Annotated in this window: 24 protein-coding genes; 4 read left to right on the top strand and 20 right to left on the bottom strand. The window is 70.4% G+C overall.

The features are described from left to right. Positions 1–15 precede the first annotated feature (15 nt). Genes nuoK through ACFYZZ_RS40045 form a run of 11 tightly spaced genes read right to left on the bottom strand, consistent with a single transcriptional unit; the run spans position 16 to position 10781 of the window. A complete protein-coding gene (gene nuoK, locus ACFYZZ_RS40095) occupies positions 16–315 on the bottom strand; it encodes an NADH-quinone oxidoreductase subunit NuoK (protein ID WP_386577119.1) in 300 nt (99 codons plus the stop codon). Then, positions 312–1154, bottom strand: a complete 843-nt coding sequence (locus tag ACFYZZ_RS40090) for an NADH-quinone oxidoreductase subunit J (protein ID WP_389187415.1) — start codon at positions 1152–1154, stop codon at positions 312–314. The genes nuoK and ACFYZZ_RS40090 overlap by 4 nt, the downstream gene beginning before the upstream one ends. Continuing rightward, on the bottom strand, positions 1151–1753 hold the full coding sequence (gene nuoI / locus ACFYZZ_RS40085) for an NADH-quinone oxidoreductase subunit NuoI (protein WP_389187413.1): 603 nt from the start codon (positions 1751–1753) through the stop codon (positions 1151–1153). Before nuoI ends, ACFYZZ_RS40090 begins: the two co-directional genes overlap by 4 nt. Further along, entirely contained in the window at positions 1746–3110 is a 1365-nt protein-coding gene (gene nuoH, locus ACFYZZ_RS40080; RefSeq protein ID WP_389187410.1) for an NADH-quinone oxidoreductase subunit NuoH, read from the bottom strand. Before nuoH ends, nuoI begins: the two co-directional genes overlap by 8 nt. Beyond that, entirely contained in the window at positions 3107–5635 is a 2529-nt protein-coding gene (locus ACFYZZ_RS40075; RefSeq protein WP_389187407.1) for an NADH-quinone oxidoreductase subunit G, read from the bottom strand. Before ACFYZZ_RS40075 ends, nuoH begins: the two co-directional genes overlap by 4 nt. Beyond that, positions 5632–6975 (bottom strand): NADH-quinone oxidoreductase subunit NuoF, encoded by a 1344-nt coding sequence (gene nuoF / locus ACFYZZ_RS40070; protein WP_386577114.1) that lies wholly within the window; start codon positions 6973–6975, stop codon positions 5632–5634. Before nuoF ends, ACFYZZ_RS40075 begins: the two co-directional genes overlap by 4 nt. Beyond that, positions 6975–7757 carry an NADH-quinone oxidoreductase subunit NuoE gene (gene nuoE, locus ACFYZZ_RS40065; RefSeq protein WP_389187403.1) on the bottom strand — a complete coding sequence of 261 codons (783 nt, stop codon included), beginning with the start codon at positions 7755–7757 and terminating at the stop codon, positions 6975–6977. Before nuoE ends, nuoF begins: the two co-directional genes overlap by 1 nt. Then, positions 7754–9094 (bottom strand): NADH-quinone oxidoreductase subunit D, encoded by a 1341-nt coding sequence (locus tag ACFYZZ_RS40060; protein WP_389187400.1) that lies wholly within the window; start codon positions 9092–9094, stop codon positions 7754–7756. The genes nuoE and ACFYZZ_RS40060 overlap by 4 nt, the downstream gene beginning before the upstream one ends. After that, positions 9091–9855: an NADH-quinone oxidoreductase subunit C gene (locus ACFYZZ_RS40055; RefSeq protein ID WP_389187397.1), complete on the bottom strand. Its 765-nt coding sequence runs from the start codon at positions 9853–9855 to the stop codon at positions 9091–9093. Before ACFYZZ_RS40055 ends, ACFYZZ_RS40060 begins: the two co-directional genes overlap by 4 nt. Beyond that, the gene (locus ACFYZZ_RS40050) at positions 9852–10406 is read right to left on the bottom strand and encodes an NADH-quinone oxidoreductase subunit B family protein (RefSeq protein WP_023547484.1); all 555 of its coding nucleotides are present in this window, start codon (positions 10404–10406) and stop codon (positions 9852–9854) included. Before ACFYZZ_RS40050 ends, ACFYZZ_RS40055 begins: the two co-directional genes overlap by 4 nt. Positions 10407–10421: 15 nt before the next feature. Then, complete coding sequence (locus ACFYZZ_RS40045; RefSeq protein WP_003992243.1) at positions 10422–10781, bottom strand: NADH-quinone oxidoreductase subunit A; 360 nt, start codon at positions 10779–10781, stop codon at positions 10422–10424. Positions 10782–11526: 745 nt separating this feature from the next. Between ACFYZZ_RS40045 and ACFYZZ_RS40040 the strand changes: the two genes are divergently transcribed. Then, positions 11527–12345, top strand: a complete 819-nt coding sequence (locus ACFYZZ_RS40040) for a C40 family peptidase (protein WP_389187393.1) — start codon at positions 11527–11529, stop codon at positions 12343–12345. Positions 12346–12464: 119 nt separating this feature from the next. Here the strand turns inward: ACFYZZ_RS40040 and ACFYZZ_RS40035 are convergent, their stop codons facing one another. Continuing rightward, a complete protein-coding gene (locus tag ACFYZZ_RS40035) occupies positions 12465–12743 on the bottom strand; it encodes a hypothetical protein (protein ID WP_389187390.1) in 279 nt (92 codons plus the stop codon). 295 nt (positions 12744–13038) lie between these two features. Here ACFYZZ_RS40035 and def point away from each other — a divergent pair, with 295 nt between their 5' ends. After that, positions 13039–13662 carry a peptide deformylase gene (gene def / locus ACFYZZ_RS40030; protein WP_389187387.1) on the top strand — a complete coding sequence of 208 codons (624 nt, stop codon included), beginning with the start codon at positions 13039–13041 and terminating at the stop codon, positions 13660–13662. Here def and ACFYZZ_RS40025 read toward each other — a convergent pair whose 3' ends face one another. Continuing rightward, positions 13663–14946, bottom strand: a complete 1284-nt coding sequence (locus ACFYZZ_RS40025; protein WP_389187384.1) for a geranylgeranyl reductase family protein — start codon at positions 14944–14946, stop codon at positions 13663–13665. It lies immediately after the preceding gene. A gap of 98 nt (positions 14947–15044) precedes the next feature. Between ACFYZZ_RS40025 and ACFYZZ_RS40020 the strand changes: the two genes are divergently transcribed. Together ACFYZZ_RS40020 and ACFYZZ_RS40015 are read left to right on the top strand one after the other, a co-directional pair. Further along, the gene (locus ACFYZZ_RS40020; RefSeq protein WP_389187380.1) at positions 15045–15551 is read left to right on the top strand and encodes a GNAT family N-acetyltransferase; all 507 of its coding nucleotides are present in this window, start codon (positions 15045–15047) and stop codon (positions 15549–15551) included. A 119-nt stretch (positions 15552–15670) separates the two neighbouring features. Beyond that, entirely contained in the window at positions 15671–15979 is a 309-nt protein-coding gene (locus tag ACFYZZ_RS40015; RefSeq protein ID WP_386577105.1) for a PASTA domain-containing protein, read from the top strand. Between the two features lie 24 nt (positions 15980–16003). On the opposite strand, the gene ACFYZZ_RS40010 is transcribed toward ACFYZZ_RS40015, so the two are convergent. The 7 genes from ACFYZZ_RS40010 to ACFYZZ_RS39980 form a co-directional block, all read right to left on the bottom strand. Beyond that, complete coding sequence (locus ACFYZZ_RS40010; RefSeq protein WP_386577104.1) at positions 16004–16699, bottom strand: demethylmenaquinone methyltransferase; 696 nt, start codon at positions 16697–16699, stop codon at positions 16004–16006. A 76-nt stretch (positions 16700–16775) separates the two neighbouring features. Beyond that, a complete protein-coding gene (locus ACFYZZ_RS40005) occupies positions 16776–17375 on the bottom strand; it encodes a hypothetical protein (protein WP_389187375.1) in 600 nt (199 codons plus the stop codon). Positions 17376–17412: 37 nt separating this feature from the next. Next, positions 17413–18612 carry a cyclic dehypoxanthinyl futalosine synthase gene (mqnC, locus tag ACFYZZ_RS40000; protein ID WP_389187372.1) on the bottom strand — a complete coding sequence of 400 codons (1200 nt, stop codon included), beginning with the start codon at positions 18610–18612 and terminating at the stop codon, positions 17413–17415. 71 nt (positions 18613–18683) lie between these two features. Beyond that, a complete protein-coding gene (locus ACFYZZ_RS39995; RefSeq protein WP_389187624.1) occupies positions 18684–19403 on the bottom strand; it encodes a prepilin peptidase in 720 nt (239 codons plus the stop codon). Between the two features lie 47 nt (positions 19404–19450). Further along, the gene (locus ACFYZZ_RS39990) at positions 19451–21805 is read right to left on the bottom strand and encodes a PQQ-binding-like beta-propeller repeat protein (protein ID WP_389187369.1); all 2355 of its coding nucleotides are present in this window, start codon (positions 21803–21805) and stop codon (positions 19451–19453) included. 174 nt (positions 21806–21979) lie between these two features. Continuing rightward, on the bottom strand, positions 21980–23692 hold the full coding sequence (locus ACFYZZ_RS39985; RefSeq protein ID WP_389187366.1) for a protein kinase: 1713 nt from the start codon (positions 23690–23692) through the stop codon (positions 21980–21982). Between the two features lie 104 nt (positions 23693–23796). Then, the gene (locus tag ACFYZZ_RS39980) at positions 23797–24645 is read right to left on the bottom strand and encodes a menaquinone biosynthetic enzyme MqnA/MqnD family protein (RefSeq protein ID WP_389187363.1); all 849 of its coding nucleotides are present in this window, start codon (positions 24643–24645) and stop codon (positions 23797–23799) included. Positions 24646–24695: the final 50 nt, after the last annotated feature.

Here is a 24695-nt window from a genome sequence, read left to right as displayed (position 1 = left end):
GATTCTTCCGACCCCTTACAGCTTCATCAGGCTGGCGTCGTCGACCGAGGCCGAGTGGCGGGTACGGAACAGCGACACGATGATCGCTAGGCCCACCACGACCTCCGCGGCGGCGACGACCATCGTGAAGAAGGCGATGATCTGGCCGTCGAGGTTGTCGTGCATCCGGGAGAAGACGACGAACGCGAGGTTGCAGGCGTTGAGCATCAGCTCGATGCACATGAACACGACGATCGCGTTGCGCCGGATCAGCACCCCGGTCGCGCCGATGGTGAACAGGAGAGCGGCGAGGTAGAGGTAGTTGACGGGGTTCACTTCGACGCCTCCTCGGACCGCTTGAACGTCGTCGGCTCGATCTCGGTCCGTTCCAGGCGCTCCTCGGCGCGCTGTTCCAGGGCCCGCAGGTCGCCCAGCGCCTCCGCCGACACGTCACGGATCTGGCCGCGCTCGCGCAGCGTCTTGTTGACGGTCAGCTCGGACGGGGTGCCGTCGGGCAGCAGGCCCGCGATGTCCACGGCGTTGTGCCGGGCGTAGACACCGGGGGCGGGCAGCGGCGGCAGGTGCTTGCCCTCGCGGACGCGCTGCTCGGCCAGCTCGCGCTGCGTCCTGGCGCGCTCGGTGCGCTCGCGGTGGGTGAGCACCATGGCGCCGACGGCGGCCGTGATCAGCAGGGCGCCGGTGATTTCGAAGGCGAAGACGTACTTGGTGAAGATGAGGGCGGCGAGGCCCTCCACGTTGCCGTGCGCGTTCGCCTGGCCGGTGCCGTTGAACTCCTTCAGCGAGGCGTTCCCGATGCCGGCGAACAGCAGGACGCCGAAGCCGACCCCGCACAGAAGGGCCAGCCAGCGCTGGCCCTTGATGGTCTCCTTCAGCGAGTCCGCGGCCGTGACGCCGACGAGCATCACCACGAAGAGGAACAGCATCATGATCGCGCCGGTGTAGACGACGATCTGCACGATCCCGAGGAAGTAGGCGCCGTTGGCGAGGTAGAAGATCGCCAGGATGATCATGGTCCCGGCGAGGGAGAGCGCGCTGTGCACGGACTTCTTCATGAAGACGGTGCACAGGGCGCCGATCACCGCGATCGTGCCGAGGACCCAGAACTGGAAGGCCTCACCGGTGGAGGTGGTGTAGGCCGCGAGCTGCGGGCTCATGCGTCCACCTCCTCATCCTCGGGCTGTTCGCCCTTGGAGACGGCCACCTGCCGTACGGTCCCCGGTGCGGCCTCCGTCACCAGGCCCCGGTAGTAGTCCTGTTCGTCGGTGCCCGGGAAGATCGCGTGGGGTGTGTCGACCATGCCCTCTTCGAGGCCGGCGAGCAGCTGCTCCTTGGTGTAGATGAGGTTGGCGCGGCTGGAGTCGGCCAGTTCGAACTCGTTGGTCATCGTCAGCGCGCGCGTGGGGCACGCCTCGATGCACAGCCCGCACAGGATGCAGCGGGCGTAGTTGATCTGGTAGACGCGGCCGTACCGCTCGCCCGGGGAGTAGCGCTCCTCGTCGGTGTTGTCGGCGCCTTCCACGTAGATGGCGTCGGCGGGGCAGGCCCAGGCGCACAGCTCGCAGCCGACGCACTTCTCCAGGCCGTCCGGATGGCGGTTGAGCTGGTGCCGTCCGTGGAACCGCGGAGCCGTGGTCTTCTGCTGCTCCGGGTACTGCTCCGTCAGCCGCTTCTTGAACATGGCCTTGAAGGTCACGCCGAAGCCGGCCACGGGATTCTGGAAACCGGGCTTGGTCTCCTTGGGCTCCTCAGCCATCGGACGCCTCCTTTCCATCCGAAGATCCGTCACTGACAGTGTCCGACCCGCCACTGACAATCAGCTCCCGGTCTCGGCGCGAGCGGCGCCTCGGCACCGGCGGCAGCTCCTGTCCGGGCAGCGGCGGTACGGGGAATCCGCCCGCCATCGGGTCGAACCCGGGCTGCTGGGCGGCGGGCTGCTCGGCCGTCTTCGCCTTCTCGCGGAACATGTCGGCGATGAAGGAGATCAGCAGCAGGGCCAGGACCCCGCCGCCGACGTAGAGGGCGATGTCGGCGAAGTCGTAGTTCTCGTTGCGCAGCGCCCGCACGGTCGCGACGAGCATCAGCCAGGTCACCGAGACCGGGATGAGGACCTTCCAGCCGAGCTTCATCAGCTGGTCGTAGCGCACGCGCGGGAGCGTGCCGCGCAGCCAGATGAAGAAGAACAGCAGCAGCTGGACCTTGATGACGAACCAGAGCAGCGGCCACCAGCCGTGGTTCGCGCCCTCCCAGAAGCCGCTGATCGGCCACGGGGCGCGCCAGCCGCCGAGGAACAGGGTGGTCGCCACGGCCGAGACCGTCACCATGTTCACGTACTCGGCGAGCATGAACATCGCGAACTTGATCGAGGAGTACTCGGTGTTGAAGCCGCCGACCAGGTCGCCCTCGGACTCCGGCATGTCGAAGGGGGCGCGGTTGGTCTCGCCGACCATCGTGGCGATGTAGAGGATGAAGGAGACCGGCAGCAGCAGGATGTACCAGCGGTCCTGCTGCTGTTCGACGATCGTCGACGTCGACATCGAGCCGGAGTAGAGGAACACGGAGGCGAACGCGGCGCCCATGGCGATCTCGTAGGAGATCATCTGCGCGCAGGAGCGCAGGCCGCCGAGCAGCGGGTAGGTGGATCCGGAACTCCAACCCGCGAGGACGATGCCGTAGATGCCGACGGAGGCGACCGCGAGGATGTAGAGCATCGCGATCGGCAGGTCGGTCAGCTGCATCGTGGTGCGGTGCCCGAAGATCGAGATCTCGTCGTCGGCCGGACCGAAGGGGATCACCGCGATCGCCATGAAGGCCGGGATGGCCGCGACGATCGGCGCGAGGACGTAGACCACCTTGTCCGCGCGCTTGACGATGATGTCTTCCTTGAGCATCAGCTTGATGCCGTCGGCGAGCGACTGGAGCATGCCCCAGGGGCCGTGCCGGTTCGGGCCGATGCGCAGCTGCATCCAGGCGACGACCTTGCGCTCCCAGACGATGGAGAACAGCACGGTCACCATCAGGAAGGCGAAGCAGAACACCGCCTTGACGACGACCAGCCACCAGGGGTCGCTGCCGAACATCGAGAGGTCTTCAGCGGCGAGGTACGGGCTCATGCCTCCACCTCCTTGGGGGCCGCGTCGGCGCGTGCCGCCGGGCCGATACGGACGAGGGAGCCGGGCTGCGCGCCGGTGTCGGAGGCGACGCCCGAGCCGACGGAGTTCAGCGGGAGCCAGACCACCCGGTCGGGCATCTCGGTGATCTGGAGGGGAAGTTGGACCGTGCCGGCCGACCCGGTGACGGCGAGGAGAGCGCCGTCGCTGACGCCGACCTCGGCGGCGGTCGCCGACGACACCCGCGCGCGTGCGGCGTGCCGGGTGCCGGCGAGCGCCTCGTCGCCCTCCTGCAGGACACCGTGGTCGAGCAGCAGCCGGTGTCCGGCGAGTACGGCCTCACCCGCGGCGGGGCGGGGCAGCGCGGTCGCGGTCTCCATGGGCTCGGAGGCGCGCGGGCCGTCCCAGGCACCGAGCCGGTCGATCTCCGCGCGCGCGGTGCGCAGGTCCGGCAGGCCCAGGTGACAGCGTCCATCAGCGCCTTCGGCGCGGGCCATGGCGTCGGCCAGCATGTGCAGCACCCGCCCGTCCGTCGGGGCGAGGCGGCGGGTCATCTGGTCGGGCTTGAGCGCGGCCTCGAAGAAGCGGACCCTGCCTTCCCAGTTGAGGAAGGTGCCGGCCTTCTCGGCGACCGCGGCGACCGGCAGGACGACGTCGGCGTGCTCGGTGACCTCGCTGGGCCGCAGCTCCAGCGACACCAGGAAGCCGACGCTGTCGAGCGCCTCGCGCGCGCGTGCCGGGTCGGGCAGGTCGGCGGCCTCGACGCCGGCGACCACCAGGGCCGACAGTTCGCCGGTGGCCGCGGCCTCGATGATCTGGTGGGTGTCGCGGCCGTAGCGCAGGGGCAGTTCGGAGAGTCCCCAGACGGCGGCGACCTCTTCCCGCGCGCGCGGGTCGGTCGCCGGGCGGCCGCCCGGCAGCAGCGACGGCAGCGCGCCCACCTCGACGGCGCCGCGCTCGCCCGCCCGCCGCGGGATCCACACCAGCTGTGCGCCGGTCGCGGAGGCGGCGCGTACGGCGGCGGTGAGTGCGCCGGCCACCGCGGCGAGCCGCTCTCCCACGACGATCACCGCGCCCTCGGCACGCAGTGCCTCGGCGGCCTTCGTACCGGGCTCCTCCAGGCCGACACCGCTCGCGAGGGCGTCCAGCCACTCGGTCTCGGTGCCGGGAGCGGCCGGCAGCAGCGTGCCACCCGCCTTCTCCAGGCCGCGGGTGGCGTGTGTGGCCAGCGAGAACACCCGCTGCTTGTGCCCCCGCCAGGCCTTGCGCAGCCGCAGGAAGACGCCGGGCGCCTCCTCCTCCGACTCGAACCCGACGAGCAGGACTGCGGGCGCCTTCTCCAGGGAGGTGTACGTGACGCCCGTACCGTCGAGGTCACGGCCGCGGCCGGCGACCCGGGCCGCCAGGAAGTCGGCCTCCTCGCCGCTGTGCACGCGCGCGCGGAAGTCGATGTCGTTCGTGTCGAGCGCCACGCGCGCGAACTTGCTGTACGCGTAGGCGTCCTCGACGGTCAGGCGGCCGCCGACGAGGACACCGGCCCGGGAGCGGGCTGCGGTCAGCCCGCGCGCGGCCGCTTCCAGCGCCTCCGGCCAGGAGGCGGGCTCCAGGACACCTTCGGCGTTACGTACGAGCGGGGTGTCGAGGCGGTCCTTGAGCTGCGCGTACCGGAACGCGAAGCGTCCCTTGTCGCAGATCCACTCCTCGTTGACCTCGGGGTCGTTGGCGGCGAGCCGCCGCATGACCTTGCCTCGCCGGTGGTCGGTGCGGGTCGCGCAGCCACCGGAGCAGTGCTCGCACACCGACGGCGAGGAGACCAGGTCGAAGGGGCGGGAGCGGAAACGATAGGCCGCGGAGGTGAGCGCGCCGACCGGGCAGATCTGGATGGTGTTCCCGGAGAAGTACGACTCGAACGGGTCGCCCTCGCCGGTGCCGACCTGCTGGAGCGCGCCGCGCTCGAGCAGCTCGATCATCGGGTCGCCCGCGACCTGGTTGGAGAAGCGGGTGCAGCGGGCGCACAGCACGCACCGCTCACGGTCGAGCAGCACCTGTGTGGAGATCGGGACGGGCTTCTCGTACGTCCGCTTGCGACCCTCGAAGCGGGACTCCGCGTTGCCGTGCGACATGGCCTGGTTCTGCAGGGGGCACTCGCCGCCCTTGTCGCAGACCGGGCAGTCCAGCGGGTGGTTGATGAGCAGCAGCTCCATCACACCGTGCTGCGCCTTCTCGGCGACCGGGGAGGTGAGCTGAGTCTTCACCACCATCCCGTCCGTACACGTGATCGTGCAGGACGCCATCGGCTTGCGCTGGCCCTCGACCTCGACGATGCACTGGCGGCAGGCGCCGACCGGGTCGAGGAGGGGGTGGTCGCAGAAGCGGGGGATCTCGATGCCGAGCTGCTCGGCGGCGCGGATGACCAGGGTGCCCTTGGGCACGCTGATCTGCACGCCGTCGATCGTCAGCGTGACGAGGTCCTCCGGCGGGACCGCCGCCTCTCCCCCTCCGGAGGGAGCGCTGGTGGTCACGGTCATGCGTTCACCTCCGGGCGGTCGGCCCAGGCCGTCGACTTTGCCGGGTCGAAGGGGCAGCCCCGGCCCGTGATGTGCTGCTCGTACTCCTCGCGGAAGTACTTGAGCGAGGAGAAGATCGGCGAGGCGGCGCCGTCGCCGAGGGCGCAGAAGGACTTGCCGTTGATGTTGTCGGCGATGTCGTTCAGCTTGTCGAGGTCGGACATGACGCCCTTGCCGGCCTCGATGTCCCGCATCAACTGCACGAGCCAGTACGTCCCTTCACGGCACGGTGTGCACTTGCCGCAGGACTCGTGGGCGTAGAACTCGGTCCAGCGGGTCACCGCCCGCACCACGCAGGTCGTCTCGTCGAAGCACTGCAGGGCCTTGGTGCCGAGCATGGAACCCGCTGCGCCCACTCCCTCGTAGTCGAGCGGGACGTCGAGGTGCTCGTCGGTGAACATCGGTGTCGAGGAGCCGCCCGGCGTCCAGAACTTGAGGCGATGCCCGGGCCGCATGCCGCCGCTCATGTCGAGGAGCTGGCGGAGCGTGATGCCGAGCGGCGCCTCGTACTGGCCGGGGCTCGCGACGTGACCGCTGAGCGAGTAGAGCGTGAAGCCGGGCGACTTCTCGCTCCCCATCGACCTGAACCAGTCCTTGCCGTTTTTCAGGATGGCGGGAACTGACGCGATCGATTCGACGTTATTCACCACAGTCGGACAGGCGTAGAGGCCTTCCACCGCAGGGAAGGGGGGACGGAGCCGCGGTTGACCACGGCGGCCTTCGAGCGAGTCGAGCAGTGCGGTCTCCTCACCGCAGATGTACGCGCCGGCGCCGGCGTGCACGGTGAGTTCGAGGTCGAGTCCGCTGCCCAGGATGTTCTCGCCGAGGTATCCCGCCGCGTAGGCCTCGCGCACGGCCTCGTGCAACCGCCGCAGAACGGGGACGACTTCACCACGCAGATAGATGAAGGCATGCGACGACCTGATGGCATAGCACGCGATCACAATGCCCTCGATGAGGCTGTGCGGATTCGCGAAGAGGAGCGGGATGTCCTTGCAGGTCCCGGGCTCCGACTCGTCGGCGTTGACAACTAGATAGTGCGGTTTTCCATCACCCTGGGGAATGAACTGCCACTTCATTCCGGTCGGGAATCCCGCGCCGCCACGCCCGCGCAGACCTGAGTCCTTGACGTACGCGATCAGGTCGTCCGGCGACATGGCGAGCGCCTTGCGGAGACCCTCGTACCCCTCGTGCCTCCGGTAGACGTCCAGAGTCCAGGACCGGTCCTCGTCCCAGAAGGCCGACAGCACGGGTGCGAGCAGCTTCTCGGGGCTGGTGTCCTTGAGTTCGGTCACGGTCATCACTCCCCCTCCTCCTCGGACCGGCCCGCGGACGGAGCGTCCTTTGGTTCCTGGCCGCGCGGATGGACCACGCGCGCGGGTGCGGCCTCTCCCCTTGCCAGGCGAAGGCCCACCAGCGAAGCGGGTCCCGCACCGCCGCTCTCCTCGACGGCCCCTGGCCGCTCGTCGGGGAAACCGGCCAGGATCCGCGCGGTCTCCTTGAAGGTGCACAGCCGCGCCCCGCGCGTGGGCTGCACGGGCCGTCCGGCGCGCAGGTCGTCCACCAGACGCTTGGCGCTGGCGGGGTTCTGGTTGTCGAAGAACTCCCAGTTGACCATCACGACCGGCGCGAAGTCGCAGGCCGCGTTGCACTCGATGTGCTCCAGGGTGACCTTGCCGTCGTCGGTGGTCTCGCCGTTGCCGACGCCCAGGTGCTCCTGGAGGGTCTCGAAGATCGCGTCGCCGCCCATCACCGCGCACAGCGTGTTGGTGCACACGCCCACCTGGTAGTCACCGGACGGCCTGCGCCGGTACATGGTGTAGAAGGTGGCGACGGCGGTGACCTCGGCCGTGGTCAGGTCGAGCATGTCCGCGCAGAACTGCATTCCGGTGCGCGTGACATGCCCTTCCTCCGACTGCACGAGGTGGAGCAGCGGCAGCAGGGCGGACCGGGAGTCCGGGTAGCGCGCGATCACCTCGCGCGCGTCCGTCTCCAGCCGGGCCCGGACGTCGTCCGGGTACGCGGGTGCGGGCAGTTCGGGCATGCCCAGGCTGACGCCCCGCTCCGAAGAAGAGGTGGTCACCGGTCGACGCCTCCCATCACGGGGTCGATGGACGCCACGGCGACGATGACGTCGGCGACCTGGCCGCCCTCGCACATCGCCGCCATGGCCTGCAGGTTGGTGAAGGACGGGTCGCGGAAGTGGACCCGGTAGGGGCGGGTGCCGCCGTCGGATACGGCGTGCACCCCGAGTTCGCCCTTGGGTGACTCGACGGCCGTGTACGCCTGTCCGGGCGGGACGCGGAAGCCCTCGGTGACCAGCTTGAAGTGGTGGATCAGGGCCTCCATGGAGGTGCCCATGATCTTCTTGATGTGGTCGAGGGAGTTGCCGAGTCCGTCCGGTCCCAGGGCGAGCTGGGCGGGCCAGGCGATCTTCTTGTCGGCGACCATGACCGGGCCGGGCTGGAGCCGGTCCAGGCACTGCTCGACGATCCTGAGCGACTGGCGCATCTCCTCCAGGCGGACCAGGAAGCGGCCGTAGGCGTCGCAGCTGTCGGCGGTCGGGACGTCGAAGTCGTAGGTCTCGTAGTCGCAGTACGGCTGGGCCTTGCGCAGGTCGTGCGGCAGGCCGGCGGAGCGCAGGATCGGGCCGGTGGCGCCGAGGGCCATGCAGCCGGCCAGGTCGAGGTAGCCGATGTCCTGCATACGGGCCTTGAAGATGGGGTTCCCGGTGGCGAGCTTGTCGTACTCCGGGAGGTTCTTCTTCATCTTCTTCACAAACTCGCGGATCTGGTCCACCGCGCCGGGCGGCAGGTCCTGGGCGAGTCCGCCGGGCCTGATGTACGCGTGGTTCATGCGCAGGCCCGTGATGAGCTCGTAGATGTCGAGAATCATTTCACGATCACGGAATCCGTAGATCATGATCGTGGTGGCGCCCAGCTCCATGCCGCCGGTGGCGATGCACACCAGGTGGGAGGACATCCGGTTCAGCTCCATGAGGAGCACCCGGATGATCTTGGCGCGCTCGGTGATCTGGTCCTCGATGCCGAGGAGCTTCTCGACGGCGAGGCAGTAGCCGGTCTCGTTGAAGAAGGACGTCAGGTAGTCCATGCGCGTCACGAACGTGGTGCCCTGCGTCCACGTGCGGTACTCGAGGTTCTTCTCGATGCCCGTGTGGAGGTAGCCGATGCCGCAGCGGGCCTCGGTGACCGTCTCGCCCTCGATCTCCAGGATCAGGCGGAGCACCCCATGGGTGGACGGGTGCTGGGGACCCATGTTGACGACGATGCGCTCGTCGTCGGCGCGGGCCGCGGACTGGACGACCTCGTCCCAGTCGCCACCGGTGACCGTATATACGGTGCCCTCGGTGGTCTCGCGCGCCGAAGCGGCGGAGGCCGCGGATGCTGACTGCGTGCTCACGAGTACGACCTCCGCTGGTCCGGAGCCGGGATCTGGGCGCCCTTGTACTCGACGGGGATGCCGCCGAGGGGGTAGTCCTTGCGCTGCGGATGGCCCTGCCAGTCGTCCGGCATCATGATCCGCGTCAGGGCCGGGTGACCGTCGAAGACGATCCCGAAGAAGTCGTAGGTCTCGCGCTCGTGCCAGTCGTTGGTCGGATAGACGGAGACCAGGGACGGGATGTGCCGGTCGCTGTCGGGGGCGCTGACCTCGAGGCGGACGAGCCGGTTGTGGGTGATCGAGCGCAGGTGGTAGACGGCGTGCAGCTCGCGTCCCTTGTCGCTCGGGTAGTGGACGCCGCTGACGCCCGTGCACAGCTCGAAGCGCAGGGCCGGGTCGTCGCGCAGGGTGCGGGCGACGCGGACCAGGTGCTCGCGTTCGATGTGGAAGGTCAGCTCGTCCCGGTCGATGACCGTCTTCTCGATGGCGTTCTCCGGGAGGAGGCCCTGCTCCTCCAGGGCGCCCTCCAGTTCGTCGGCGACCTCGTCGAACCAGCCGCCGTAGGGCCGGTTCGCCGGACCCGGGAGTCGGACCGAGCGGACCAGGCCTCCGTAGCCGGAGGTGTCGCCGCCGCCCGCGGCGCCGAACATGCCGCGCTGGACGCGGATCTCCTCGCCGCCCTGGCCGCGCTGGCCGGGGAGGTTGGAGGCGGAGAGGTCCTTCTCCGGGTTCACCCCGTTCGCGGACCGGTTCGCGCCGTTGGTGCCGTTCGCGTCGCTCACCGCAGCAGCCCCTTCATCTCGATCGTGGGCAGGGCCTTGAGCGCCGCCTCCTCCGCCTCGCGGGCCGCCTCCTCGGCGTTCACGCCGAGCTTGGAGGTCTGGATCTTGTGGTGGAGCTTGAGGATCGCGTCCATCAGCATCTCGGGCCGCGGCGGACAGCCGGGGAGGTAGATGTCGACGGGGACGATGTGGTCGACGCCCTGGACGATCGCGTAGTTGTTGAACATGCCGCCCGAGGAGGCGCAGACGCCCATGGAGATCACCCACTTGGGGTTGGGCATCTGGTCGTAGACCTGCCTGAGCACCGGCGCCATCTTCTGGCTGACCCGGCCGGCGACGATCATCAGGTCCGCCTGGCGCGGCGAGCCGCGGAAGACCTCCATGCCGAAGCGCGCGAGGTCGTAGCGGCCGGCGCCGGTGGTCATCATCTCGATGGCGCAGCACGCCAGGCCGAAGGTGGCGGGGAAGACGGACGCCTTGCGCACCCAGCCCGCGGCCTGCTCGACGGTGGTCAGCAGGAAGCCGCTCGGCAGCTTTTCTTCGAGTCCCATGTCTTTAAAGGCCCCTCAGTCCCATTCCAGGCCGCCGCGCCGCCATACGTACGCGTACGCGACGAAGACGGTGAGCACGAAGAGCAGCATCTCCACGAGCCCGAAAATCCCCAGGGCGTCGAAGGTGACGGCCCAGGGGTAGAGGAAGACGATCTCGATGTCGAAGACGATGAAGAGCATCGCCGTCAGGTAGTACTTGATGGGGAAGCGCCCGCCGCCGGCCGGCGTGGGGGTCGGCTCGATACCGCACTCGTAGGCCTCGAGCTTGGCGCGGTTGTACCGCTTCGGACCGATCAGCGTGGCCATGACCACGGAGAAGATCGCAAAGCCTGCCCCGAGGGCTCCCAGTACGAGGATGGGCGCATACGCGTTCACCGCTCCTCGCTCCTCTCAGTCGGCACTGACTGGTGGCGGTTGCACTGGGCTCACACCCGCCTCACCGGTCCCACGAGCCCCGGTCGTCCCGGGCGAAGATCGAGAACATGTGAAGCAGGTCACAAGCCCAACTGCCTCGCATCTTATGCCCGCCACTCTGTGATCTGCGACACGGGGTATTACACAAGCTTTGTGATCTCCACCACCTGACGAAGGATCATGAAGTCGGATGATGGGTGATCTTCGCACGCGAAGCGTTCAGGTGATCACCAGAAGTGACATTTTCGCTCGTCGTCGCAGGCCGGAGGGGTCGTCTCCATATCAAGAGAGTTCCGCTGCATGCAAATTGGTGCTGAACCCGGGGTCCTGATAGAGGACCGCGTTCACACATCAGGGGGAGCTCCGAGGCGGGATGTGGACGCGCGGCGAATGCGTGCACACGTTCACGAGCTGCCGCCCGCGCGTGACGCCACCCTTCCGGTAACCGTTCCGTGACCTCCGCCACATCCATGAGAGCGGTCCGAGAACCGGGCTTGGCCATCGACCCGAACCAGTGGTAGGTGCGGGGCAATTCGGACGTAATGATCAAAGGCCGTGATCAAAGGCTTGATCACGGTCGTCCGCAATGTCCGTTACGGCGTCAATAAAGAGCGACACGCCCGGGCTTCGAGGTCTCGATTGAACAACTGTGGCGCAGCACACGTTTCTTGAAGATATGAAGGAGCCCCTGGTACCGGTTATTCCCATGTCCCACACCGCTCACATACGCAGCCACCGGAAGCCCCGCCGCAGCAGCGCCTCGACCATCGCCGTGCGAGCCGGAGTCGCCAGTGGCGTCCTCGGCACCCTGGCAGTCGCCGGTGCGTCCGGTTCGGCGAACGCTGCCGAGCCGGTGACGCAGACCCTCGAACTGCCCACCCTGACGGCCGACCTGGCCGCTCAGGTCGCCCAGTCCGCGGACGCCACGCAGCAGGCCGCCGCGAACTACCAGCTGCAGGCCGAGCGTGACCAGGCCGCCGCAAACGCCGCGAAGCAGGCCAAGTCGGACCTCGCGGACGCGAAGCAGAAGGCGGCGGAGGCCAAGAAGAAGGCTCAGGAGGCCGCCCGCAAGGCCGCCGCCGAGCGTGCCTCGCGCAGCGCGGAGCGGACGACGCTCTCCACCACGGCGAACACCGGCACGAGCACCTCCACCGGCTCGTCCACGGCCACCGGTTCGGCTGCGGCGGTCCTCGCCTTCGCCAAGGCGCAGATCGGCAAGAGCTACGTTCTGGGCGCCTCCGGCCCCAACGCGTGGGACTGCTCCAGCCTCGTGCAGGCCTCCTTCAAGCAGGTCGGCATCAGCCTGCCGCGCGTCTCCCAGGACCAGTCGACCCAGGGCACCCCGGTCTCGCTGAGCAACCTGCAGCCGGGCGACATCCTCTACTGGGGCAGCGCGGGCAGCGCGTACCACGTGGCGATCTACGCCGGCGACGGCATGTTCGTCGGTGCGCAGAACTCGTCCACGGGCATCGTGGAGAAGCCGCTGTCGTACGACCCGCCGACCGGCGCCGTGCGGGTGCTCTGAGCACTCGGCACACCACTCACGCGCGCAGGGCCGCAGCCGCTCGGGGGCAGCGGCCCTTCGGGCTCATCCCGTCCCCTCATCTCCAGGGCGATCCGGGCAAATTCGCCCTATTGGGCTCATCAGCAGCGCTCGATGTCCGAATTGTCCGCACCCAGAAGGGCGTTGACGTCCCGGCGCGCGGACTCGTCGGCGCCCTCCGTCGTCGCCAGGTCCACATCCGTGCGGACGTAGTCGCCGGCGAGGAAGAAGTTGGGCACCGCCGTCTGCGCCGACGGACGGTTGTAGAGCGTCCCCGTGGGGTGGATGAGGAGCCGTTCCCGGTTCTGCGGGTCGGGGCCGCCCAGGCCGGTCACCGCGGGGTCCATGAACCAGCCGAGCCGGTCCTCGCCCCTGAGCACTGTCCTGCCGGCCCGTCCTTCAGCTGGGCAGGACGGCGACCCGCATGCCGACGGCCGGGGTCGCCGCGGCCGCCGTGAAGGCCGTTCCAAGGCGGCACCGGCCACACCCCCGGCGACCGCTCCCCGGCCGCCATCAGGAAGCGTCTCCGGGAGGTGCCGACGTGTCCGGCGAGCCCCTGTGACTGCTGCGCGTGTTCTGTTGTCATGAGCCCTGGAGGGCAGGGAGGGGCGCCGGAGGCCGGAAGCCGCTGTCCTGTCACCCACAGCATCCTCACAAGCACAGGGAGACACAGCGATGCCACGCGTTTTCGTCCAGGGCACCCCGGCCGACCACTACCCGCGTCACGCCCCTGAGGCTGGGCGCGGTGCGGTGCGCCGTATCACCGAGGTCGGCGAGGAGGTGCTGCACAAGCCCTGCCGGGATGTCACGGAGTTCGGGCCCGACCTCGCCGCGCTCATCGACGACATGTTCCTCACCATGTATGTCGCCGAGGGGGCGGGGCTGGCGGCGAATCAGGTCGGGGTCGATCTGCGCCTGTTCGTGTACGACTGCCCCGATGACGACGGAAACCGGCATGTCGGCCACATTGTCAATCCCGTGCTGGAGACGCACCTGAGCGGCCGGCGGCTGCTGGACGAGGGCGAGGGGTGCCTGTCGGTGCCGGGCGCCGTCATGGCCGTACCGCGGCCGGACCGGGCCGTCGTGCGCGGGCAGGACAAGGACGGCGAACCCGTGGTCATCGAGGGCACGGGGTACTTCGCGCGCTGCCTCGCCCACGAGACCGACCACACCAACGGGTACATCTACCTGGACCGGCTCTCCAAGCGGGAGAAAAAGGACGCGCTGCAGCAGATGGCGGACCGGCGGGACGAGGTGTACGCCCGCCGGACCGCCAACGCGGTGGCTCTCAGCGCCTGATCACGCCTTCGGGGCCACCTTGCTCAGCCCGTTGATGATGCGGTCCATCGCGTCGCCGCCCGTCGGGTCGGTGAGGTTCGCGAGGAGCTTCAGGGTGAACTTCATCAGCTGCGGGTGGGTGAGACCGCGCTGGGCGGCGATCTGCATGACCTTCGGGTTGCCGATGAGCTTCACGAAGGCACGGCCGAGCGTGTAGTAGCCGCCGTAGGTGTCCTTGAGGACGCGCGGGTAGCGCTGCAGGGCGATCTCGCGCTGGGCGGGCGTGGCCCGTGCGTGGGCCTGGACGATGACGTCGGCGGCGATCTGGCCGGACTCCATGGCGTAGGCGATGCCCTCGCCGTTGAAGGGGTTCACCAGGCCGCCGGCGTCGCCGACGAGCAGCAGGCCCTTGGTGTAGTGCGGCTGGCGGTTGAAGGCCATGGGGAGGGCGGCGCCGCGGATGGGGCCGGTCATGTTCTCGGGGGTGTAGCCCCACTCCTCGGGCATGGACGCGCACCAGGCCTTGAGGACCTCGCGCCAGTCCAGCTCCTTGAAGGAGGCGGAGGTGTTGAGCACGCCGAGGCCCACGTTGGAGGTGCCGTCGCCCATGCCGAAGATCCAGCCGTAGCCGGGCAGCAGACGGTCCTGGGAGCCGCGGCGGTCCCACAGTTCCAGCCAGGACTCCAGGTAGTCGTCGTCGTGGCGCGGCGAGGTGAAGTACGTGCGCACCGCGACGCCCATCGGGCGGTCCTCGCGGCGGTGCAGGCCCATCGCCAGGGACAGGCGGGTGGAGTTGCCGTCGGCGGCGACGACGAGCGGCGCGCGGAAGGTGACCTCGCGCTTCTCCTCGCCGAGCTTGGCGGTGACGCCGGTGATGCGGCCCGTGCGGTCGTCGATGACCGGACCGCTGACGTTGCACAGTTCGAAGAGCCGCGCTCCCGCCTTCTGGGCCTGGCGGGCGAGTTGCTCGTCGAAGTCGTCGCGCTTGCGGACGAGACCGTAGTTCGGGTAGGCGGCGAGATCCGGCCAGTCCAGCTGGAGTCGCGAGCCGCCGCCGATGATGCGCAGGCCCTTGTTGCGCAGCCAGCCGGCCTCTTCGGAGATGTCGATGCCCATGGCCACGAGTTGCTTGACCGCGCGCGGGGTGAGGCCGTCACCGCAGACCTTCTCCCGGGGGAACTCGGTCTTCTCCAGCAGGAGAACGTCGAGTCCGGCCTTGGCGAGGTGGTACGCGGTGGTGGAGCCGGCTGGCCCCGCGCCCACGACGATCACATCGGCGGTGTTGTCGGAGAGGGGCTCGGTCACGGCGGGATCTCCCCAAGGTTAGAAATCTGCGTGCCGACCGGCACTGGACATGGGCAGTCTATTCAGCAGAATTGATCACCCGGCTGAAGGGCTGCCCCGTGAACCGAGCTCTCCCCGCAGTACAGCTGCGAGTGCCCACCGACGAGGACGCGTTCGCCTGGCACCGGGTCTTCGACGACCCCGAGGTCATGGAGTTCCACGGCGGCAGGTCCGCCGAACTCTCGCTCTACGAGGAGCTGACCGCGCGCCAGCGCCGGCACGACGCGGAGCGGGGGTTCTGTCTGTGGTCGGTGCTGGACGACTCCGGTGACGTCGTCGGTTTCACCGGGGCCCAGCCGTGGCCGCACGAGTGGGGGCCATCGGGCGAGATCGAGATCGGCTGGCGGCTCGGCCGGGCGCACTGGGGCCGGGGATACGTCTCGGCGGCCGCCGGGGCGACCCTGGAGCGGCTGCGGGCGCTGGGGGTGCCGCACGTGGTGGCGATGGTCGACGCGCGCAACGAGCGCTCCATCGCGGTCACCCGGCGCCTCGGCATGCGGCTCGCGGAGACGTTCGTGACTCCGTCCTCGGAACGCGAGGGACACTGCTACCGACTTGATCTGTGACTCAGAGTAACGGAGTGTTACAGAAAGCCACATGACGCTTCCGGGCGGCACGCGCCCGGGTTACCCTGCCAGTACCGCTGGGGGTGACATCTGTGCGCATAACACCCAAAACACCCGAAGTGCGCGTTCCTCGTCTGGTCGGCCTCATGGCCGTGGACGCGCGCGAGACGGCCCAGGCGCGGGGTCTGTTCCTGAACGCGCCGGACCGCCCGGACTTCCACCTGACGGTCGTCGACTACGTCGTACGGCAGTACCCGCAGCCCGGCGCCGAGGTGCCGCGGGACTCCATGGTGTACGTGTGGTTCGACTTCGGTGAGGGTGAGGGCGGCGGAGGCGTGCGCGAGCCACGCATCCCCCGGCCGCCCAGAGGCGGAATGCAACGCGAACTGGGCGAGCCCGGCGACGCCTTCGAGATGATCGACCGGTGAGAGGCCGGCGCCCGCCGCCGGGGCTCAGCTCTCCTTGAAGCCCCGGTGCAGCGCGACCACACCGCCGGTCAGGTTGCGCCAGGCCACCTTCGACCAGCCCGCCTTGCGCAGCCGCTCGGCGAGCGCGGGCTGGTCGGGCCAGGCGCGGATGGATTCGGCGAGGTAGACGTACGCGTCCGGGTTCGAGGACACCGCGCGCGCGACCGGCGGCAGGGCTCGCATCAGGTACTCGGTGTAGACGGTCCGGAACGGCGCCCACGTCGGGTGCGAGAACTCGCAGATCACCACCCGCCCGCCGGGCCGGGTCACCCGGTACATCTCACGCAGCGCCGCGTCCGTGTCCTGCACGTTGCGCAGCCCGAAGGAGATCGTGACGGCGTCGAAGGTGTCGTCCTTGAACGGCAGCCTCGTCGCGTCGCCCGCCGTGAACGGCAGCCAGGTGTGCTTCTTCTTGCCGACCTGGAGCATCCCCAGCGAGAAGTCGCAGGGGACCACGTACGCGCCCGTCTGCGCGAAGGGCAGCGAGGAGGTCGCCGTACCGGCCGCCAGGTCGAGGATCTTCTGCGCGGGGCGCGCGTCGACCGCCGTCGCCACCTCCTTGCGCCAGCGCCGGTCCTGGCCGAGCGACAGCACGTCGTTCGTCAGGTCGTACCGTTCCGCCACGTCGTCGAACATCGAGGCGACTTCGTGCGGCTGCTTGTTCAGGGAAGCGCGGGTCACCCGCCCATTCTTGCAGCACGGCCTCACGGGATCAGTTGCGGGGATCAGGGCGATCTCGTGCCTGTACGAGACGTGATCAGCGACCGCGGTACACCAGCCGCCCGCCGATCACGGTCGCCACGCAGGTCCCGGCGCCGCGCCGGACCAGTTCGGCGCGGTCCGCGACATCGAACACGGCGAACCGGGCGGGACCGCCCGGCACCAGCCTGGGCAGCAGGATCAGCGGGGTCGGGGACAGCGCCACCGGGCCCGGGAGGCGGTCCGGCCGCTGTCCCACCGCGAGCCCGGCTCTGCGCACCGCGTCGACCGCAGCCCGCGTTCGCAGCTCCCCGGCCACTGCCACCGTGCCGTGCGCCAGCATCCGCTGCACCCCGCGCCGCGCGCTCGCACCGAGGCGCGCGGGGTCGCTGCGGAGGATCTCCCGCGCCCGTTCCCCGCCGATGGGCTCGGTACCGAGGGCATCGGCCTCGCGCGGGTCGGGATGGTACGTGGCCTCCAGCAGCTCCGGGCCGTACGGGTTCAGCAGCCCCGGGGTCAGGATGCCGGGCCAGCGCCGCACCCTCGCCCGCGGGTGGGCGGCGGCCAGTTGCTGGTACGGGCCGACGGCGGCGACGGACGCCCCGTCGACCACGACCGCCGTCTCGGGCGACTGTTCGGCAACGTGAAGTGTCAGCACGGAAGCTCTGGTCGGCTCTGGTCGGTTCTGGTCGGCTCTAGTTGGACGCCAGCAGCTTCAGCTCGGGGTGAGCCGTGCCGCCCTCGATCGCCGTGGACGAGATGTGCGACATCACCCGCTCGTCGACGGGGTCGTTCGCCGGGTCGTCGTGCACGACGAGGTGCTCGTAGGTCGTGGCGCGCTGCGCCGGAACGCGGCCCGCCTTGCGGATGAGGTCGATGATCTCCAGCCGGTTGGAGCGGTGCTTGGCGCCGGCCGAGGAGACCACGTTCTCCTCCAGCATGATCGAGCCCAGGTCGTCCGCGCCGTAGTGCAGGGACAGCTGGCCGACCTCCTTGCCGGTGGTCAGCCACGAGCCCTGGATGTGCTGGACGTTGTCCAGGAAGAGGCGGGCGATCGCGATCATCCGCAGGTACTCGAACAGGGTCGCCTGGGTGCGGCCCTTCAGGTGGTTGTTCTCGGGCTGGTAGGTGTACGGGATGAAGGCGCGGAAGCCGCCCGTGCGGTCCTGTACGTCCCGGATCATGCGCAGGTGCTCGATGCGCTCGGCGTTCGTCTCGCCCGTGCCCATGAGCATGGTGGACGTGGACTCCACACCCAGCCGGTGCGCGGCCTCCATGATCTCCAGCCAGCGCTCGCCGCTCTCCTTGAGGGGCGCGATGGCCTTGCGGGGGCGGGCGGGCAGCAGTTCGGCGCCGGCGCCCGCGAAGGAGTCGAGGCCCGCCTCGTGGATCCGGGTGATGGCTTCCTCGACCGACACCCCGGAGATCCGGGCCATGTGCTCGACCTCGGAGGCGCCCAGCGAGTGGATCACCAGCTGCGGGAAGGCGTCCTTGATGGCCTTGAAGTGCTTCTCGTAGTACTCGACGCCGTAGTCCGGGTGGTGGCCGCCCTGGAACATGATCTGGGTGCCGCCCAGTTCCACGGTCTCCGCGCAGCGGCGCAGGATGTCGTCGAGGTCGCGGGTCCAGCCCTTGGCGGTGTCCTTGGGGGCCGCATAGAAGGCGCAGAACTTGCATGCCGTGACACACACGTTCGTGTAGTTGATGTTGCGCTCGATGATGTACGTCGCGATGTGCTCGACGCCCGCGTACCTGCGGCGGCGTACGGCGTCGGCGGCGGCGCCCAGCGCGTGCAGCGGGGCGTCGCGGTAGAGGACGAGCGCCTCTTCCGCGGTGATCCGCCCACCGGCGGCGGCACGGTCGAGGACAGACTGGAGGTCGGCCTTCTCGGTCACCAGAGGGCCCTTTCGTCAAGGGTTGTGGACGGACTGATCCAGCCTACGCCAGGCGTTTCTGCCGTCCGCGCTCAGGCCGCGTACGCGCCGATCAGCAGCCCGGCGAGGGCTCCGACGATGAGGAAGGGCCCGAACGGGATCGCCGTCTTGCGGCCCGCTCGTCGCGCGACGACCAGGCCACCGCCGTACAACGCCCCGAACAGGAAGCCGGCGAAGGTGCCGAGCAGGACGGTCGGCCAGCCGTACCAGCCGAGGACGGCGCCCATGCCGAGGGCGAGTTTCACGTCGCCGAAGCCCATGCCGGCCGGGTTGATCAGGTACAGCACGTAGTAGCCGCCGCCGAGCGCGAGGGCGCCGTACAGCGCGGTGAGCCAGTGACCCGCGTGCTCGGGCAGCAGTGCGACGAGGCCGAGCAGGGCGAGCCCGGCGGCCGCGAGCGGCAGGGTCAGCGGGTCGGGCAGCCGCCGCACCCGCAGGTCGACCTCTGCCAGCAGCACCCACACCGGCGCGAGCAGCAGCCAGACCCCCAACTCGGGCCGGGTGCCGGTCGCGGCGGCGAGGGCGGCACAGATGAGGGCGGTGAGGGTGGCCAGGGCGGCGGACGCGTCGTCCGGCGTCCGCGCGCACTCGCCGCACCGTGCCCAGCCGAGCCACCCGCGGATCGGGTGGCCGTCCGGGCACAGCTTTCGCCACGGCTCCTCGTCCGGGGCGGCGAACCGGTAGGCGGCCCGCGGCAGCAGCGCGCCCGCGACCGCTCCCCACAGCGCCGCGACGAGGGCCAACGCGTCCATGCTCACGGGGAGATCCTAGGGAGTGCGGCCGGTCGGGGCGGCCGGTCTCAGACAGCCGGCATCGCGTAGACCTCCTGGCCGCCGGTCACCAGCAGCCGACTGCCGGACCGGGCGATCTGCCAGTAGTCGGTGGCGTCGGTGTTGTCGACCCAGGTCCAGCGGACCTTGCCGGTCCTGGCATCCAGGGAGATGATGCCGCCGCCCAGCGCGCCGGCGGCCGCGTACAGCGTCGTCCCGGCCTTCAGGAACGTCTCTCTGGGCACGCGGTTGCCCTCTTCGCAGAGCCAGATCCGCTTGGCGTCCTTGACGTCTACGGCCCAGATGCCGCGGTCGTAGTCAGTGGCGTAGAGGACGCCGTCGATGACGGTGGGGTTGTTGAAGCCGCGGCGGCCGTTCGACGAGAGCGTCCAGCGTGTCCTGCCGGTCTCGAGGTCCACGGCGGTCAGTTCCTCGCCCGGCAGGAACACCAGCCCGTTCGCGGCCGTGGGCTGCCAACTCCAGTCGTCGCCGATCTTCTTGGTCCACAGCTGCCCGCCCGTGGCGGTGTCGCGCACGGTGAGGTTGTAGTTGGAGTCGGCGTAGACGAGGTACTTGCCGGAGACGGTGCCCTCGACGTCGTAGTCCTTGGTGCCCCAGTCGCGTCGCTGCAGCCACGTGGTCCGGCCCGTGCTGTGGCTGACCGCGGCGACGGCCGTGCGGTACTTGGTGGCGCTCTTCGCCTGGCCGTAGTCGGTCAGCGTGACGTAGACGTTCTTGTCGTCGATGGCGATCGTCCGCTCGATCTTCAACTTCTTGCCGAGCCGGCTGCGCCAGGCCTCGTCGCCGGTCCGTACGTCGTAGGCGACCAGGACGCCGTCGAAGTCGCCGTCGGCCAGGAACACCTTGCCGCTGTGGAAGAGGAGCGGGGCTCCCGAGCGGCAGATGTCCTTCCTGGACCAGCGCCGCTTGCCGGTCTGCACGTCGTACGCCACCAGCGGGTCGCCGCTGACCAGGAGCAGTCCGTCGTAGGTGACGAGCGGTACGGAGGTCGCGGTGCTGTCCTCGGCGGCGCTCTTGTGCCACAGCGGCTGCGGGGCCACCCCGGGAGGCGGGGTGGTGAAGGTCTCGGCGGCCGGCTCGCCGGAACTGCCCTGGCTGCGCGGGCCGTCGGACGTGCCGGTGTCGCCGTCCTTACGGGACAGCCACCAGGCCGCGCCCCCGCCGACGACGGCGACGCCGGCCCCGCCGAGGGCGTAGGAGAGGGCGCGGCGGCGGGTGGGGGCCGGGGCGGAGGCGTCCGTGGCGCCGAGCCGGACGGTGCCGGGCTGCGGGGTGTCGTGGCCCGGGGCGGGCGTGCCGTAGACGGGCGCGGGCGTGCCGGCCGGCGGGTAGCCGTACCCGGCCGCGGGCGTACCCGCCGGCGGGTAGCCGTATCCCGTCGCCGGCGTACCCGACGACGGCACCGCGGCGGCCGGCATCGTCGGTGCCGGACCGAAAGAGGGTGTCGCGGCCGGCTGCTCCGGTGCCTCCAGGTCGAGGTCCAGGATCCCGGCCGCGTGCGTGGCGATGGTGGACGCCACCGCCGAGGGCAGCCAGTCGCTCAGCACGCCCTCGACGCCCTGCGGGGCCAGCGCCGCCACGATCTCGGCGGGGCCGGGCCGGGCGGCCGGGTCCTTGAGCAGACAGGCCCGCACCAGACCGAGCAGGGACTGCGGTACGTCCGTCAGATCCGGTTCGCCGTGGACGACCTGATAGAGCATCGCGGCGTGCGAGGCGGCGCCGTCGCCGAAGACGTTGCGGCCGGTGGCGGCGAAGGCGAGGACGGCACCGAGCGAGAAGACGTCGCCGGCCGGGCCGACGTCCTGGCCCAGGGCCTGCTCCGGGGGCAGGTAGCCGGGCGAGCCGACCACGACGCCGGTCTGGGTCATCCGGTTGCCGTCCACCGCCCGCGCGATGCCGAAGTCGATGACGCGGGGGCCGTCGGCGGCCAGGAGGACGTTCGAGGGCTTGAGGTCACGGTGGATGAGACCGGCCGCGTGGATCTCCTGGAGGGCGGCCGCGAGCCCGGCGCCCAGCGCGCGCACGGTGTGCTCGGGCAGCGCACCGTGCGCGTCCACGACGTCCGTCAGGTCCGGACCGAGCACGTACGAGGTCGCCAGCCACGGCAGCGGTGCGTCCGGGTCGGCGTCCACGACCGAGGCGGTGTAGTGGCCGGAGACCGCCTGGGCGATCTCCACCTCGTGCCGGAAGCGCCGGCGGAAGTCGGCGTCGGCGGCGAGGTCGGGGCGTACGACCTTCACGGCGACGGTGCGGCCGCCGGGCGAACGGGCCAGGTAGACCCGGCCCATGCCGCCGGCTCCGAGCCGGCGCAGCATGCGGTAACTGCCCAACTCCCGTGGGTCGTCCGGCTGCAGTGTCTCCATGGCGGGCGATCCCCGTCCTTCCCCGTTGCGATGCTTTGCACCGCCGTGCTGCGCGTTGTGACGCGTTGTCCCGACCAAGACCGGTGCAATGGCGCGCCGTTGGCGTTCGCCAACGCAGACACAGTAGTGACAGCCGGGGAGGGCGGGCCGACGGGGGCGTGCGGCCGGCCGACGCTAGCCCACCTTCGACATCCGCGACACCGGGTCGCCCTCGGCCGCGCTCTCCGCGGTGTAGCGCAGGTCGTCGCCGACCGGCGTCAACTCCACCGGGTGCGGCGCGGGATCGCAGCCGCCGTGGTTGCCCTTGGCGCCCACCGAGGTCGCCCAGATCCGGGTCTTCGTCACCAGCTTGAGGGTGAGGATGTCGGTGCAGACGCCGCCGATCTGGTCGGTCTGCTTGAGCCGCCCCAACTCCTTGCCGACGGCCGCCTGGTGGACGGTGAGCCGGAAGGTGCCCATGTCGAGCTTGCCGCCGAGTCCGGTGGCCCGACCTTCCCAGGTGCCGAGGTAGCGGGCCGGGATCGCGCCCGGCGCGGTACTCGGCTCCTGCGAGGAGCCGTTGGCGGGTGACGAGTCCGAGGGGGAGGCGGAGGAGGAGTCGGAGGCGGGCGGCGCGCCGCCCACCGTGTCGTGTCCCCCTTCGGCCCACGGCCGCAGCAGTGCCCCGAGCCCCACGGCGGTCGCGGCCAGCGCCCCCGCCACGGCCAGCGCGACGGTGCAGCTGACCCGCCGCCCGCGCCCGCTCTCCCCCGGCCCGGAGGCCGCCGCCACGCTGACGCTGACCTTCCCGGGAGCCGGCACCGCGTCCTGCGGCTGAGCCCCCGACGGCGCCCCCGACGGCACGGCCGGAGCCTGGGTCGGCACGGGGGGAGTCATCACCGGAGCCGGTCCGAACTCCCCCGCGACCAGAGCCGGCTCACGCGGGACCACACCGGATTCCCCGCCCACCGAAGGGCTGCTGAACCGCACCGGCCCCGACGGCGCCGGCTCGGTCGTCTCCAGGTTCAGCAGGTGTACGGCGCTGCGGCTGACCTGTTCCACCAGCGGGCCCGGCAGCCAGCCGCCGGCGACCAGGCGGGCGGCGCCCTCGGGGGCGAGCCGGCGGGCCAGTTCGGCCGGGGTCGGGCGGGCGGTCGGGTCCTTCGCCAGGCAGGCGGCAGCGGCCTGGCGCAACTCACCGGTCAGGTCACCGAGTTCCGGCTCCTCGTGGACGACCTTGTAGAGCAGCGCGGCCGAGGAGTCGCCGGGGAAGGGCGGCTCACCGGTCGCCGCGTACGCCAGCACCGCGCCGAGGGAGAAGACGTCCGCCGCGCCCGTGACCCCCTTGCCGAGGATCTGCTCGGGGGACATGTAGCCCGGCGAGCCGACGGAGACGCCGGTCGAGGTCAGGGACGCCGTACCGTCCGTGGCGCGCGCGATGCCGAAGTCGATCAGCAGCGGGCCGTCCAGGGTCAGCAGGACGTTGGAGGGCTTCACGTCCCGGTGGACGAGACCCAGTTCGTGCACCGCCGCCAGCGCCTCGGCGAGGCCCGCGCCCAGCGCCCGTACGGTGTGCGCGGGCAGTGCGCCGCCGTCCCGGACGGCCGCGGCGAGGGAGGGACCGGCCGCGTAGGCGGTGGCGACCCAGGGCACGGCGGCCTCCGGGTCCGCGTCGAGCACGGGCGCGGTCCAGGCGCCGCCGACCCGGCGGGCGGCCTCCACCTCGCGCCGGAAGCGGGCCCGGAACTCCTCGTCCAGCGCGAAGTGCGGATGCACGATCTTCACGGCGACCGTACGGCCGCCCGCGCTGCGGCCCAGGTAGACCCGGCCCATGCCGCCGGAGCCGAGCCGGCCGAGCAGCCGGTAGGGCCCGACGGCGGCCGGTTCGTCCGCTGCGAGCGGCTGCATGGCGTCCCCCTCTTCCCCCGGGGCGTCCCGCCTCTCCCCCGGTACGCCTCACTGCCCGCAGCCTAGGCCCTGTCGCCAAACGACAGGACCTGGTGCCGTCGCGATTACGGCTGAAGCAGGTCCACCTTCACGTTGGACGGGAAGCCGGTCGTCGGGCCCACCCGGCGGGCGAACTCGGTGACCGCGGCCAGCTGCGGCTCGCCGAAGCTGAAGTCGAGGGTGGTGAAGTACTGCTCCAGGGTCGCCTCGTCGAAGGCCTCCCAGCGCGAGGCCTGTTCGGCGACCTTGCCGACCTCCTCCAGGGAGAGGTTGCGGGAGGCGAGGAAGGCCTCGTGGACCTGGCGGGTGAGGGCCGGCTCGCGCTCCAGGTAGTCGCGCCGGGCCGCCCAGACCGCGAAGACGAACGGCAGGCCGGTCCACTCCTTCCACATGGCCCCGAGGTCGTGCACGTCCAGGCCGAGCTTGGGCCCGTAGTGCAGGTTGGCGCGCAGGGCCGCGTCGCCGATGAGGACGGCGGCCTCCGCTTCCTGCATCATCAGGCCGAGGTCGGGCGGGCAGGTGTAGTAGTCGGGCCGCACGCCGTACCGCTCGGTCAGCAGGAGCTGGGCGAGGCGGACCGAGGTGCGGGAGGTCGAGCCGAGGGCGACCCGGGCGCCGTCCAGCCGGTCGAGCGGGACCTGCGAGACGATCACGCAGGACATCACCGGGCCGTTGCAGCCGACGGCGATGTCCGGGAAGGCGACCAGATCGTCGGCGTTGCGCAGGAACTCGACGAGGGTGACGGGCCCGATGTCGAGGTCGCCGCGCACGAGCTGCTCGCTGAGCTTCTCCGGGGTGTCCTTGGTCAGCTCGAAGTCGAGGAGCGTGCCGGTTCTCGCGAGCCCCCAGTAGAGGGGCAGGCAGTTCAGGAACTGGATGTGGCCGACGCGCGGCCGGGTGCGAGAATTGTCCACATCGCGAGACTAGACCCCGTGCTGTACGGTGCTGGGACCGACCCCACCGT

It is taken from the genome of Streptomyces sp. NPDC001816 (assembly GCF_042892235.1).
Lineage (GTDB): Bacteria > Actinomycetota > Actinomycetes > Streptomycetales > Streptomycetaceae > Streptomyces.
This window is presented reverse-complemented; position numbering and strand designations above follow the sequence as displayed.